The 13,400-nt window shown below is 64.2% G+C and carries 13 protein-coding genes; 9 read left to right on the top strand and 4 right to left on the bottom strand.

Annotated features, from left to right (window positions below; translation table 11 throughout):
- Positions 1-88 precede the first annotated feature (88 nt).
- On the bottom strand, positions 89-742 hold the full coding sequence (locus AC1L34_RS13685; RefSeq protein ID WP_424293778.1) for an NYN domain-containing protein: 654 nt from the start codon (positions 740-742) through the stop codon (positions 89-91).
- A complete protein-coding gene (trmB, locus tag AC1L34_RS13680; protein WP_424293779.1) occupies positions 739-1,506 on the bottom strand; it encodes a tRNA (guanosine(46)-N7)-methyltransferase TrmB in 768 nt (255 codons plus the stop codon). Before trmB ends, AC1L34_RS13685 begins: the two co-directional genes overlap by 4 nt.
- A gap of 193 nt (positions 1,507-1,699) precedes the next feature.
- Here trmB and AC1L34_RS13675 point away from each other — a divergent pair, with 193 nt between their 5' ends.
- The 8 genes from AC1L34_RS13675 (at position 1,700) to AC1L34_RS13640 (ending at position 10,373) form a co-directional block, all read left to right on the top strand.
- Positions 1,700-2,107 (top strand): hydrogenase, encoded by a 408-nt coding sequence (locus AC1L34_RS13675; protein WP_424322702.1) that lies wholly within the window; start codon positions 1,700-1,702, stop codon positions 2,105-2,107.
- A gap of 109 nt (positions 2,108-2,216) precedes the next feature.
- Complete coding sequence (locus AC1L34_RS13670; RefSeq protein ID WP_424293781.1) at positions 2,217-2,891, top strand: hypothetical protein; 675 nt, start codon at positions 2,217-2,219, stop codon at positions 2,889-2,891.
- A complete protein-coding gene (locus tag AC1L34_RS13665; RefSeq protein ID WP_424293782.1) occupies positions 2,888-3,991 on the top strand; it encodes a GTPase domain-containing protein in 1,104 nt (367 codons plus the stop codon). The genes AC1L34_RS13670 and AC1L34_RS13665 overlap by 4 nt, the downstream gene beginning before the upstream one ends.
- Positions 3,992-4,000: 9 nt before the next feature.
- A complete protein-coding gene (locus AC1L34_RS13660; RefSeq protein ID WP_424293783.1) occupies positions 4,001-4,399 on the top strand; it encodes a DUF6802 family protein in 399 nt (132 codons plus the stop codon).
- 117 nt (positions 4,400-4,516) lie between these two features.
- Positions 4,517-6,349: a phosphoenolpyruvate carboxykinase (GTP) gene (locus AC1L34_RS13655; protein WP_424293784.1), complete on the top strand. Its 1,833-nt coding sequence runs from the start codon at positions 4,517-4,519 to the stop codon at positions 6,347-6,349.
- A gap of 119 nt (positions 6,350-6,468) precedes the next feature.
- Positions 6,469-7,266, top strand: coding sequence for an ABC transporter ATP-binding protein (locus tag AC1L34_RS13650; protein WP_424293785.1), 798 nt, complete (start codon positions 6,469-6,471; stop codon positions 7,264-7,266).
- Between the two features lie 4 nt (positions 7,267-7,270).
- The gene (locus tag AC1L34_RS13645; RefSeq protein ID WP_424321786.1) at positions 7,271-9,871 is read left to right on the top strand and encodes an ABC transporter permease; all 2,601 of its coding nucleotides are present in this window, start codon (positions 7,271-7,273) and stop codon (positions 9,869-9,871) included.
- A gap of 46 nt (positions 9,872-9,917) precedes the next feature.
- Positions 9,918-10,373 (top strand): hypothetical protein, encoded by a 456-nt coding sequence (locus AC1L34_RS13640; protein ID WP_424293787.1) that lies wholly within the window; start codon positions 9,918-9,920, stop codon positions 10,371-10,373.
- 452 nt (positions 10,374-10,825) lie between these two features.
- Here the strand turns inward: AC1L34_RS13640 and AC1L34_RS13635 are convergent, their stop codons facing one another.
- A complete protein-coding gene (locus AC1L34_RS13635) occupies positions 10,826-11,584 on the bottom strand; it encodes a class I SAM-dependent methyltransferase (protein WP_424293788.1) in 759 nt (252 codons plus the stop codon).
- 28 nt (positions 11,585-11,612) lie between these two features.
- Between AC1L34_RS13635 and AC1L34_RS13630 the strand changes: the two genes are divergently transcribed.
- Positions 11,613-12,734 (top strand): glycosyltransferase family 4 protein, encoded by a 1,122-nt coding sequence (locus tag AC1L34_RS13630; protein ID WP_424321787.1) that lies wholly within the window; start codon positions 11,613-11,615, stop codon positions 12,732-12,734.
- A 3-nt stretch (positions 12,735-12,737) separates the two neighbouring features.
- Here AC1L34_RS13630 and AC1L34_RS13625 read toward each other — a convergent pair whose 3' ends face one another.
- A complete protein-coding gene (locus tag AC1L34_RS13625; protein WP_424293790.1) occupies positions 12,738-13,367 on the bottom strand; it encodes a ScbR family autoregulator-binding transcription factor in 630 nt (209 codons plus the stop codon).
- Between the last annotated feature and the right edge of the window lie 33 nt (positions 13,368-13,400).

Genomic DNA, 13,400 nt, shown 5'->3' with positions numbered 1-13,400 from the left:
TGTCCTTCCTCTTGCGGGGACCGAAAGCCCAATTGTTTCAGTGTTAACTGAGAAAACGTCGCTGACGATTCAGGTTTGGGGGCGCGGCCTACTTCAACAGCGCACTCAACGGGCGGAACGGGGTCAGCCAGGCACCCTCGTCTGGCAGGGAATCCAGCCCGATTCGCGGCAGCGCTTCGCGGAACACGCCGGGGATCTCTTCGAGGTCAATGAACTCGATATCATCGCAGGTCACGGCCCAACTGGCGTGTTCACGGAAGCCGATCACGGTGACCGGAATGCCCTCGGCGGCAATCTCCAGAAGCGGCTCGCGGAAGGCCTGTCCATCCGCTGAGGCGACGATCACTCCGGCGAGGCCAGGTGTATACCGTCGCACTTGGATGTGATCGAGCATATCGGTGTCGACATCGCTGTCTTCGGTGAGTTTTGGCTTCGCGAAGACGGCGTAACCCACGTTGCGGAGCGCCTCGACCCAGGGCCGCACCACGTCGGCACTGCCCGGAACGATATTGGTGAAGACCGTTGCTTCGGGTTCCACCTCGGTGCGCAGGGTGGCGGCGAGCGCCGCGTTGCGCTTCAGGATCCAGCGGCCGAGTGCGTCGAATCGCGGTCGGTGCGCCGCGGTCGGACGGCCGCCGAGAATCCCACCGAGACCCATGTCCATGTTGGGGGCATCCCACACCAACAGCAATCGGGGAACGGTGCTGGCGCCGGAAACTGCCTCGGCGAAGTCGGTGGTCATGATTTCTCCTCGGCGCGCATGGGCTTCACGTAGACGAACTCATTGACCTCGCGGCCCTCCACCTGGGCACGACCTTCGAACTTGGTGGTCGGACGTTCCAGGAGAATCGGGGAGTCAAAGGTGAGGGGGACCACGTGGGGGCGGTCAGCGCGTTGCGTCGCCAGCAGTTCGGCGATCCACAGTGCGTAGTCCGCGTGGTCGGTGGCGATGTGAAGGACGCCGCCGGGCTTGAGTCGATCGGCGATCAGTTCGATGGTCCCGGACTGCAGGAAACGCCGCTTGTGATGCCGCGATTTGGGCCAAGGATCAGGGAAAAATACGCGGACGCCGGTCAGCGAATCGGATTCGACGAGTTCGCTGAAGACAACCGTCGCGTCGCCACGGATCATGCGGACGTTCGTCAATCCCGCGCGGTCGACGAGACCGACCAGCTGAGCCAGTCCCGGCTGGTAGACCTCGACGGCGACCACATCGGCGTCGGGTTCGGCTTCCGCCATCGCTGCGGTCGAGATACCGGTGCCGCTGCCGACCTCGATGATGAGGGGCGCGGTGCGACCAAACCAGGCGGGCGCGTCGAGTTCTGGTTCGTCGACGCGCTCGGGGCCCGTGAGCAGGTCCCGGCCCAACTGGGGCCACAGGGTCTCCCAATTGCGCTTCTGCCCATCGGAGAGCGAGCCGCGTCGGAAGCGGAAACTCGTGACCCTCGGATAGAGGCGCGATCGGTCAGTATCGGGCGCCGATCCCTCGGCGGCGTCGGTGTTCACCTATCCATCGTGACCTATTTGTGCTGCTCGATCACAATAGACACCCCGATCGGATGGCATTACGGGTGCTGAACCGGGTGTAAGCCACCAAATTGTCCGAGATGAGAGAAGTGGGACTCACCAGGCATTTTGATGGGTCTTGTCCCCAGGAAAATGTCTATCCCACGCGGGAAAAGCGCATTACCGTAGATAGATGCAGGAGTTACTGGTCGTCCTCGGCTTGGTTCTGTTTCTTCTCGGGCTCATCACCGGTTTGGCGGTCCCGGCGTCGAAGAACCCGCGCATGGGTGTGGCGAGCCATCTCCAAGGCATGACCAACGGACCGTTCCTCATGCTTGTAGGTCTGCTGTGGCCCCTAATGAACATGCCTCACGTGTGGGGCGTCGTGACGGTCGTGCTTCTGGCCTACGGGACTTACGCCAATTGGCTGGCAACCCAGTTGGGGGCACTCTGGGGTGCGGGACGCCGCTTCGCTCCGGCCGCGACCGGCGATCATCGTGCGTCGGCAGGCAAAGAGCGCGTCGTGGACTTTCTGCTCGCTTCGCTTGCGCCGGCCATGATCGGCGCGACAGTGCTCCTCATTATTGGGGTCGTTCGCTGAGTACGACGCGACGCGAACCGAGTGTGGGGAAATTGTCTGACTTGACCAATTGTGTCGGACTCAAGCGGTAGGTTCATTCCACGCAAACACCTTGGGGGAGGTGGACGGGGTGAATCAACCGCTAGTCGTCGAAGTCAATGGGCTACCCGGAGCTGGGAGCACAACCCTGGCGCGGGCACTAACCAAGTGTTTTGGGGTTGTCGCGCTAACTGATGCGCCAGCAGGCGACGCTCCGCCCGATCTGCTGGTTCGAGTCGTCGGTGCGCAGGTTCGGTCGGCCGATACCGCGGCGATCGCCATGACGGAGGCACCGATCCTGGTAGTCGCCTCCAAATGCGATACGCGTCGGGCGGATCAGCGGCCCAGCGCGCCCGGGCGACAGGTTTATCCGGTGTCCGGGCTGCTCGCTGGGCTCACAGTTACCCAGGAGGACGTCGAGCTGCTCTCGGAATGGCAAGGCGGTGGCCTCGTGGTCCCCGTCGTTGCCGCAGCGTTCGCGGAGCACCCGGAACAAGCACGGTTACTCGCCGCATACGGTCGCTGGGGCCTCGCGCGGGCGATGGCCGCAGTCGCCGAACAACCGGGCATCGATGCCCAGGCGCTCACCGGGCACCTGCGAGCGGCAAGCGGAATCGATGCGCTCGCCCCGCCGATCCGGGCCCTTTCGGGTCAGATTGCGGCACGTCGTCGAGCTCACCGATTGTCGGGACTGCGGCTGCTGGCGGCCCGGGGATTCGACCGCACCGCAGCCGAATATCGGCTCGCGGCGGAGAGCTTGCGATGACACTTTTCATTGCCGGGACGGCTGGCGCAGACATGGACGGCCTCGCGGATGCGTTGATTGCCCGCGGGTTTTCCGACCCGGTAGCGGTCGTCTTCGAGCCCATGCAGCTTCAAGCACACATCGCCAAGTGCGAACCGACGCGAGCGGTGGCGGTCCTGGCCCTCGACTCGTCGATGCCATCCGCAGAGGAAGAGACGCGACTGCTGGCGGAGTTCACGGCAGCAAAGATTCCGACGGTCCTCGTCGCCTGCCGGGTCGATGCCTACCCCTCGTGGCCAAAAACCATCGCCGACTCGCGACAACGCCTCGACCCTGGCAAGCGTCTCCCTGTTTTCGCCACGTCCGTCGAACTGGCGGCGGTCCCGGGTGCGGCCTCCGGGATCGACGAACTCCTCGACTGGTGCCGCAACCCGGATCGACCCGGTACCGATACGACCGCCGCACCCGTAGCGCGGGCGTCGTCATCGGCGGTGCTGCGCGCCGATCGTCTCGCCGGGTTGCGGGCTGGAATCGTCGCCGCCCGCTCCGAATCGGTGACCTCGGTGCGGTCGGCCGTCGCCGAACTGGCCGGGCGCGTCCCCGAAGCATGCACGAGCGACGGATTCGTCGACTGGCTACCGCAGACACTGACGGCCCTCGATCGACGGGCGGTCGGATCGCTTACGCAACGCTTGCACCAGGTGCACGCCGCGGCCACCCGGGGGCTCGGCGGCGTGCCACCCGGGGCCATGGCAGCTCCGCCGGCCGCGCTGCCACCGGCCATCGGCGTGCCGGATCGCCTTCGGCCGCGGTCGGAAGAGGTCGTGATGATGTTGGTGGGAGCGTCAATGGGATTCGGTGTCGGACGAATGATGCTGGCACCTGCGCTCGAATGGGCAGGGCTCGGTGTCGCGGGCATCGTCTTGGCATTGTTGGCCGGGCTGGCGCTGGCTGCATGGCTGGTGTCGGTGCGCCGCTCGACCGCCAATCGGGCGCGAATGCAACGCTGGGCCACCGAACTCATTACGACCCGACGGGCAGAGTTAGAGAATCGAATCGGGGCGCAACTCGGTGCCGCCGAAGCGCAGTTCAGTCGCGAAATATGGAACAGGACCGGCTAGATGGATGCGATGGGCAGTTGGGGTGAGGACCCCGAGCTAAATTCGGGTGATCCGGATAGTGAAGATGGTCTCATTCAGCCGTTCGATGGGGTGGCCCACTGCACAGCGGATGCTGTGTCGGCCGACACGATTGGCAGCCTCGAGTCGGACCCTCACAGCAATCTGTGGTGGTACTCCGACGGATCACTGTGGGACCTCGGTCCCGCCGACCTCGACTCCACCGGTGACGGTGTTGCCGACTCGCTGACCAGCGATGTCGGCGGTTCTATGGCAGTCCTCACCGACTCCACCGGCGATGGTCGGATCGATCAACTTACCGTCCTGCACGATGACGGTCGCGTCGTCAGGACCACCTTCGACGGTTCCGGGGACGGATGGAGTCCCACGACGCTCGGCCGATTGGACTGATAGGCAGGTATAAGACGTGGCTTAGAAAGCTGAGGGCATTCCGCGTATCCTGGGGCAAGTATGCGTTTGCACAGCCGCTGCACGCAGGCACCCGTGAGTTTCGATGAGGAGATCCGCATGACCGCTGCGACTATTCCGGGCATCGAGCCCGGGAGTGCCCCAACTAACCACCCCGGGCTGATCGCCTGGGTGGCCGAGGTTGCCGAATTGATGCAGCCCGACCGCGTGGTTTGGTCGGATGGCAGCGATGAAGAGTGGGACCGCCTGACGGCTGAACTCGTCGAGGCTGGCACCATCACCAAGCTCAACGAAGAGAAGAAGTCGAACTCCTTCCTGGCGCTGTCGGATCCCGCCGACGTCGCTCGCGTCGAGTCGCGCACCTTCATCTGCAGCGCCACCGAAGAGGCTGCGGGCCCCACGAACAATTGGGTTGACCCGGCCGAGATGCGCGCCACCATGACCGACCTGTACCGCGGTGCCATGCGCGGCCGCACCATGTACGTCATTCCGTTCTGCATGGGTCCGCTCGGCTCCGACGATCCCAAGCTCGGCATCGAAATCACCGACTCGGCATACGTCGTCTTGTCGATGCGCGTCATGACTCGGGTCGGCCCCAAGGTCCTCGAGGCACTCGGCGACGACGGCTTCTTCGTTCAGGGTCTGCACTCGGTTGGTGCGCCCCTGGAAGACGGCCAGGCCGATGTTCCGTGGCCGTGCAACACCGAGAAGTACATCGTTCACTTCCCCGAAGACCGTGTGATCTGGTCGTACGGTTCGGGCTACGGCGGCAACGCCCTGCTCGGCAAGAAGTGCTACGCGCTGCGTATCGCTTCGGCCATGGCGCACGACGAAGGCTGGCTGGCCGAGCACATGCTCATCCTCAAGCTCACCAGCCCGGAGAACAAGGTTTACTTCGTCGCCGCGGCCTTCCCGTCGGCTTGCGGTAAGACCAACCTCGCCATGATCGACCCGACGCTGGACGGCTGGAAGGCCGAAACCGTTGGTGACGACATCGCGTGGATGCGCTTCGGCCCAGACGGCCAGCTGTACGCGGTGAACCCGGAGTTCGGTTTCTTCGGCGTCGCACCGGGCACCAGCTACGACTCGAACCCGACCGCGATGAAGACCATCGACGCTGGCAACACCATCTACACCAACGTCGCGCGCACCGACGACGGTGACGTCTGGTGGGAAGGCATCGACGGCGATGCTCCGGACCACCTGATCGACTGGCACGGGAACGACTGGACTCCAGAGTCGGAGACCAAGGCCGCGCACCCGAACTCGCGTTACTGCACCCCGATGTCGCAGTGCCCGACCCTCGCCGCCGAGTGGGACGACCCGCAGGGTGTGCCGATCTCGGCGATCCTGTTCGGCGGACGTCGCAAGACCACCGTTCCGCTCGTTACCCAGGCCCGCGACTGGGAGCACGCCGTGTTCATGGGTGCCACCGTCGGCTCCGAGCAGACCGCCGCCGCCGAGGGCAAGGTCGGCACCGTCCGCCGCGACCCGATGGCAATGCTGCCGTTCCTCGGCTACCACGTTGGTGACTACTTCCAGCACTGGCTGAACATCGGCCGCAAGGAAGGCGCACAGCTTCCGGCAGTGTTCTACGTCAACTGGTTCCGCCGTGGCGAAGACGGCCGCTTCCTGTGGCCCGGATTCGGCGAGAACAGCCGCGTCCTGAAGTGGATGGTCGACCGCATCGAGGGCAACGTCGAGGGCGTCGAGACGCCGATCGGTACCGTCGCTGCTCCGGGCGAGCTCGACCTCACCGGACTGGACGTGGCAGAGGCAGATCTCGCTGAGGCACTCGCCGTGAACAACGACGAATGGCGCAACGAACTCCCGACGATCGACGAGTGGTTCGACTTCGTCGACGACGGCAAGGGCAAGTTGCCAGCCGAACTGAAGGCACAGCTTGAGGTGCTCCGCGAGCGTCTCGGCTAGCAGCCGCAGAGTTTTGGCCACTGGGCCCGACCGGAAACGGTCGGGCCCAGTGTTTCTATTTCTACTTTTGGGGGCCCTCCCTGATGCGCCTGCGGCCAACATCTGGGACCGTTGATCCCATGACTGAGACAGCAGCAGCAGGCAAGCACGGGTTGGTGGCGGCCCGCGCCGACAATGTGGTGAAGACTTACGGCAGCGGTGACACCACGGTTCAGGCACTCCGGGGAGTGTCGATTGGGTTCCGTGCCGGTGAGTTCACCGCCATCATGGGACCGTCGGGCTCGGGCAAGTCGACGCTAATGCATTGCTTGGCTGGCCTCGACACGGTGACGAGCGGCAACGTGCAGATCGGCGACGTGCAGCTCATCGGGCTGTCGGACAAGAATATGACCAAGCTGCGTCGCGACCGCATCGGTTTCGTGTTTCAGGCGTTTAACCTGGTGCCGACGCTCACCGCCGAGGAGAACATCACGCTGCCCCAGGGCATCGCTGGCCGCGAGGTGGATCGCGAATGGTTCGACGTCGTCGTCGACCGCCTCGGCATCCGCAATCGGCTGGGCCACCGTCCAAGCGAGCTGTCAGGCGGCCAGCAGCAGCGCGTGGCCTGCGCGCGTGCCCTCGTGGGACGACCTGACATTATTTTCGGGGACGAGCCGACCGGCAACCTAGATTCCCGGTCGTCAGGCGAAGTGCTCGAGATCCTTCGCGCGGCAACCGACGAGTTCAATCAGACCGTCGTCATCGTCACCCACGACCCCCGCGCGGCATCGTACGCCGACCGAGTGGTGTTCCTGGCCGACGGCCAAATCGTGCGGGAACTGCACAATCGACCGTCGGCCGACGATGTCTTCGAAGTGATGAAAAACCTCGACAACACCGCAGCTGCGCAGGAGCTGCCTGCTGGCGAGGAGAACTGACGAGATGGCGTCCAACGTTATGCGCAAGGTTTCCTTGAGAAGCCTCGCCGCACACAAACTCCGCCTGGTACTGACGGTCTTTTCCGTCGTCCTGGGTACCAGCTTCGTCGCCGGTGCGGTCATCTTTACCTCGACCGTATCGAGCGCATTCAACTCCATCTTCGACAACGTCGCCAAGGGCGTCTCGGTGGAAGTCAGCGCCGTCGAAGAGAACTCGCCGGGCATTCCGATCGCCCTCGTGAACGACCTCCGCGCCAACGAGGCCAAGCTGGGGATCGAACGACTGGCCGTCGTTAATCAGGGGTCGGTGACGATCGCCGACGCGTCTGGTCGCGCCCTTCAGTCCGGCGGTGCGCCCAGCGTCGGCATGAGCTACTTGCCGCCGGACCAGGCGGTCGGCGAACAGATGAGCATCGTGGAGGGTCGGGCCCCGACGAAGGCCGGCGAGATCGCGCTCAATGCCAGCGCGGCCGAAAAGGGCAATCTGAAAATCGGCAGCAAGACGAAGGTTGTCGTCGGTGCCGGACTGGCAGCACCATTGGACGTGACGATCGTCGGTATCGCCGACATGCCGACCTCAACGGGCGGCTACGTCGGTGTGATCTTCGACGAAGCCACCGCGACGAAACTGTTCTCCGACGGTCAGTACGTATCCGCCGTCGACCTCGCCGCACGCAACGGCGTCACCGATACACAGTTGCGCGACGCGGTCAACGCCCACTTGAAGGCCACCGTTGCGAAGCAGGGCAAGGCCGCCGAGTACGACAAGCTGTACCAGGTGCGGACCGGGCAGGAAGTCCGTGACGACCAGAAGCAGACCATAGATCAGTTCCTGACGATCTTCCAGTATGTGCTGCTTGCCTTTGCCGCGATCGGCCTGCTGGTCGGCACATTCATCATTTACAACACCTTCTCGATGATCGTGGCACAGCGGAACCGTGAGCTCGCGCTACTGCGGGCCATCGGTGCAAGTCGCCAGAACGTCTCGCGCGCAGTGCTTTTGGAAGCGCTCGTCGTCGGCATTATCGGTGGGCTGCTCGGTCTGGCACTCGGTATCGGTATCGCCGCCGCCCTGCTGGCCTTCACCAAATCGCAGGGTGTGCCGTCGAACGGAATCGAGGTCGGACTGGGGGCCATCCTTGCCGCCATCTTTGTCGGCGTCATCGTCACCATGCTCAGCGCATGGATTCCGGCGCGTCGTGCTTCGCGGATTCCGCCGGTCGAAGCAATGCGCGACAACACCGTCGAAGCCGGTTCCGGTTCACTGCGCGTCCGCACCCTGATTGGTGCCGTGCTCGGGGTACTCGGCGCCTTGGCACTTGGGATCGGTGCCGCGGGCGAGGGCGGCGGTGCCGCCGCGCTGGTGGCCATTGGTGCGCTCCTGGCGGTGATCGCCGTGGTCTTCGCGGCCCCCGCCATTTCCCAGCCGGTGGTCGGACTGTTCGGGGCCATTTTCCAGAAGCCGTTCGGCACCGTCGGACGACTGGCCCGCACCAACGCGGTCCGCAACCCACGACGATCGGCCGCGACGGCTTTCGCCCTCACCCTCGGACTGATGCTGGTGGTCGTGATTGGCACCCTCGGGTGGTCGTTCAAGGGGACCATCGACTCGTCGGTGGACAACGGCCTGCGGTCGGACTTTGTGGTCACCGGCAATAACAACATGCCGCTGCCGCTGTCGGTGGTCGACGCCGTTAAAGCGGTACCGGGTGCCAAGACAGTGGTTGCACAGGCCTACGGTGTCGCCAAGTACACGCCGCCGAACGGCACTGAACGCGACGAGTTCATTTCCGCTCCGTACGGCGGACAGATCGACCAGGTTGCCAACATCGACATGGTCGAAGGCACCGCCAACCTGACCGGTGACGGCATGCTCATCAGTGATGCGATGGTGCGCGACAACGGTTGGAAGCTTGGGCAACAAGTCACCTTCACCAGCACCGCTGGCGACGATGTCACCACCACTGTGACCGGTGTGTTTACCGCAAACCAGGCGATCTCGTCGCTGATGGTGGGATGGCCAGCCTACGAGAAGCTGATGCCCGTCGCGATGAAACGTATTAGCGGCCCGGTACTGGTGGTAGCGAAACCCGGGGTGAGCTCCGGGGAACTGCGCACCCAATTGGAAGATGCGACGGCGGAGTACCTCACCGCCCAGGTGCAGGATCGGGAACAGTTCAAGAACTCGATCTCGTCGACCATCGATCAGATGATGGTGACCCTGTACGCGTTGCTGGGGTTGTCGTTGGTGATCGCCGTCCTCGGCATTATCAACACCCTCGCGCTATCGGTGGTGGAGCGTAAACAGGAGATCGGCATGCTCCGGGCCGTCGGCATGAGCCGAGCCCAAGTACGACGAACCATCTACCTGGAATCGACGTACATTGCGGTCTTCGGAGCGTTGCTCGGCACCATCCTTGGCCTGGCCATCGGTGTGCCGCTGGTGCGGACGCTGGCCTACTGGGGCCTGGAAGGCGTCGTCATTCCGTGGTCGCTGATCGGTATTACGCTGGTGGGCGCGGCGGTCGTGGGCGTGGTAGCGGCCCTGTGGCCCGCGATCATGGCGGCCCGGACCAAACCTTTGGAGGCGATTACCTCTGAGTAGGCAAGCCCGCGGGGATTCCGGCCCGACCGGTCGCACTCGCACCATAATGCTGTCGATTGTCGTGATTCTGGCGGTGATCGTCTTGGGACTGATTGGGTACCTCGTGTTCGGGGCGAGTTCAGCTCCCAAACCCGACTCCGCGCCGGCATCACGGACAACCGGCACGACAACGGAGGCCACGTCAGCGTCGTCGACCACCACCTCGTCGCCGGCCTCGACGCGTCCGTCGCCGACGGTCGCGCCGGGTTCGGTTACGTATCAGCTGACAGGCAACGGCGAAGCGGTGGCGTTGGCCTATCGGGATTCGTCCGGGCGAGTGCTGGTTACCGCAACCGGTTCGCCCTGGTCGCAGCACACCAGCGTGTCGGACCGGTTCGTGGAAATGACGGCGGTCGTGGTGCGAGGTCCCTTGACCTGCACCATCCTGCACGGCGACAAGCTGATTTCGTCGAGCACCAGTCACGGCGGCCCGCTGCGCTGCTCGGGAAAACTGCCGAACTAGGTGATGGGTGCTGTCGGGCATTGCTCGGCAGCACCCACAACGTTGTCCACAGGAGTTATCCCCAGCTGTTGATGAATTACACGCATGTAATTCGACTTCATGCCGGATCCATGTGTTCCGACCAGGGATCTTCGGTCGGAAATGGGTATCGCCGGAGCATTCACAACTCTGTCCACAGGGTTATCCACATGTGTGCATGAATTACACACATGTAATTTGATCGCTCGGCAGCGTCGTCGGAGGCACCGAATTGCCCCTTTTCTGTCACATTAACGGGCCAAAGTCCGACTTTTTCGACACGAATCACGGGGTTTTGTGATGGAACGTCCGAATTGTGACAGAAAAGGGGCGGACGGGCGGTGGGGAGCCGGGGGGACGCGGAAAGTTGTCCACAGGGGTTATCCCCAGGTGTGTATGAATTACACAGTTGTAATTTCGATCATCAAACCAGGTCAGCGTTTTCTTAGCACCATGACCAGGTTGGTGGCCGCGATCTCACGGACGATCGGCACGTGTACGACGGGCCACGCGAAGCTCGGAAGGTAGCGGGGGATCGCGGTCACCAGGTCGGCGTCGGGCACCTCGCGTGCCCAGCGCAGACCGGCGGCGGCGGTGATCGGGAACAGGGACACCCCGAACAGGTTTTTCGGTAGATGCCCGGTGCGGCGGGTGTATCTGCGGGCGGCGCGATGGCCACCCAAGTAGTGGGTGAGGCCCATCTCGTGCCCGCCGAACGGGCCCCACCACAGGGTGTAGCTGAGAATGATGGTGCCGCCCGGCCGAGTCACCCGCACCATTTCGTCGGCCATCTGCCACGGTGTTGGCGTGTGCTCGGCGACGTTCGACGAGTAACACACATCCACGCTGCCGGTACGGAACGGCAGATGCTCGCCTTGTGCGCGCACCGCTGTCCGCTGATCGATGCTGGCCGCGGCCATCTCACCCGCATCGGGCTCCACCGACAGGTACCGGGCACCGCGGGCGGCAAATGCATCGGCAAAAAAGCCCGGCCCGCCACCAACGTCTAGGACGACGGCACCGGCGAGTGGTTCCGGGCACAGGCCGGCGAGCATCAACGCGGTGTCGTCGGCCAAGGCGGAGTAGAAGCGGGCCGGATCGGGCTGCTCGTAGCGGAACTCCCGCAACAGGTGCACCGATCGCGCAAGCGTGGCCTCCCGGCGGAACGTGCTGGGCATCCGAAACGAAGGCATGCAGTCAGGTTCGCATACCCTGGATCGAGTGAGTGCCCCGACCGACGTGCTGCTGCTGTGCTGGCGCGACACCGGCCATCCGCAAGGCGGAGGCAGCGAGCGCTACCTGGAGCGGGTCGGTGCCGAGTTCGCCGCGCGCGGCTCCCGCGTCACCCTCCTAACCGCGCGCTACCCGGGCGCGCCCCGCACTCAAATGCTCCACGGGATGCGCGTGATCCGCGCGGGCGGCAGACTCACCGTGTACCCGCGCGCCCTCGCCACCATCGCTGCTGCCAGGTTTGGTCGCGGCAGACTCGCCGGGTACCGGCCCGACGTCGTTGTTGATACCCAGAACGGAGTTCCGTTTTTTGCCCGCCTGGTGACGTCCGCGCCGACGGTCGTGCTGGTCCACCACTGCCATCGCGAGCAGTGGCCGGTCGCTGGAAAGTTGCTGGCCAAGGTCGGATGGCGGATCGAATCGCGGTTGTCCCCGCGCGTGCACCGCGACAACCGCTATGTGACGGTGTCGGTGCCGTCGAAAGCCGAACTCGTCGACCTCGGCGTCGACGCCGAACGAATCACGGTGGTGCGCGGCGGCATCGACCCCGTCCCGGAAGGCATCGTTCCCGAACCAAACCCGGGTGGCTTCCGGCTGATCGCCGTGTCGCGGCTGGTGCCGCACAAGCAGGTCGAAGATGCCCTCGCCGTGGTTGCACGGCTTTCCGATTCCGGAGTGGACAGCACCCTTGACGTGGTTGGCGACGGTTGGTGGGCCGACCGCCTGCGCACGCGCGTGCAGGCCCTCGGCGTGGAAGATCGGGTCCGCTTTCACGGGCATGTCAGCGAACGCCGCAAGCACGAACTCCTCGCAGGTGCCGACCTGCACCTGATGCCGTCGCGGAAGGAAGGATGGGGGCTGGCGGTAATTGAGGCCGCGCAGCACGGGGTGCCAACGGTCGGTTACGCGAGTTCGGCGGGATTGACTGATTCCATCGTCGACGGTGCTACCGGGGTGTTAGTTGACGATGTCGACGAACTTGCCGAAGTGGCGGCCGACTTGGCGAAAGACGCCGAGCGGCGTCGTGAATTAGGTGCCGCGGCACGTGCGCGGTCCGTCCAGTTTTTGTGGTCGGAGACGGCCGACGGTTTCGCTCGCGTCTTTGAGTTGTAGCGACTAGGGGAGTCGGGCACCGAGAAGATCTGGGCGTGCCGCGACCTGCTCGGCGGTCATCAGTGACCAGATCAAGTTGTCAGCCAAATTATCGATCCGCTCGGCTAGATCCTCGTGCCCGGTCACCGCATACGAGAGCACGTGAGCGCCGACGAAGGCTTCGGCAATGAAGATGGCAGCCTGCTCGGGGTCGACGCCCTCCCGGACATCGCCCTGTTCGATTCCGCACGCCACCAGATACTTGAGCGCTTCGATCCATCCGAGGTAGGCGGGGATCGGCTCTTTCCCGGATTTTAGTTCGATGACCAGGCGAATCCCTGCGCTAACTACCGGGTCGTCGACCAGGAGGCGACCCATTTCGCGACACAGCATCCCGATTTGGCGCATCGCATAGTCGCCCGTCTCCGCTACGGCGGCGACGGCCTCCAGGGAGCTTGCCGCAAGCTCGTCGACCACGACGTCGGCAATCTCGTCTTTCGACTTGAAGTGAAAGTAGATGGCGCCGCGGGTGAGGCCGGATTCCTCGACGATGTCGTTGAGCCGCGTGCGGTCGAAGCCGACGCGCCGGAAGACGTGTGCTGCGGTGATGAGGATCTGGCGCCGTGTTTCGAGCGCTCTTGCCTGCTGTGCCATTCGGGTCACCTCCTCACGGGACGTTACGGGCTA

The sequence above is a fragment of the Gordonia sp. 34D genome (assembly GCF_056682775.1).
The sequence above is the reverse complement of the archived record's forward strand: the minus strand, read 5'-3'. Positions and strand labels throughout refer to the sequence as shown.

Coding starts and splice junctions, on each gene's coding strand:
- AC1L34_RS13685 (WP_424293778.1), bottom strand. CDS start 742: ATGACCACCGACTTCGCCGAGGCAGTTTCCGGCGCCAGCACCGTTCCC.
- AC1L34_RS13675 (WP_424322702.1), top strand. CDS start 1,700: ATGCAGGAGTTACTGGTCGTCCTCGGCTTGGTTCTGTTTCTTCTCGGG.
- AC1L34_RS13665 (WP_424293782.1), top strand. CDS start 2,888: ATGACACTTTTCATTGCCGGGACGGCTGGCGCAGACATGGACGGCCTC.
- AC1L34_RS13660 (WP_424293783.1), top strand. CDS start 4,001: ATGGGCAGTTGGGGTGAGGACCCCGAGCTAAATTCGGGTGATCCGGAT.
- AC1L34_RS13655 (WP_424293784.1), top strand. CDS start 4,517: ATGACCGCTGCGACTATTCCGGGCATCGAGCCCGGGAGTGCCCCAACT.
- AC1L34_RS13650 (WP_424293785.1), top strand. CDS start 6,469: ATGACTGAGACAGCAGCAGCAGGCAAGCACGGGTTGGTGGCGGCCCGC.
- AC1L34_RS13645 (WP_424321786.1), top strand. CDS start 7,271: ATGGCGTCCAACGTTATGCGCAAGGTTTCCTTGAGAAGCCTCGCCGCA.
- AC1L34_RS13640 (WP_424293787.1), top strand. CDS start 9,918: ATGCTGTCGATTGTCGTGATTCTGGCGGTGATCGTCTTGGGACTGATT.
- AC1L34_RS13635 (WP_424293788.1), bottom strand. CDS start 11,584: ATGCCTTCGTTTCGGATGCCCAGCACGTTCCGCCGGGAGGCCACGCTT.
- AC1L34_RS13625 (WP_424293790.1), bottom strand. CDS start 13,367: ATGGCACAGCAGGCAAGAGCGCTCGAAACACGGCGCCAGATCCTCATC.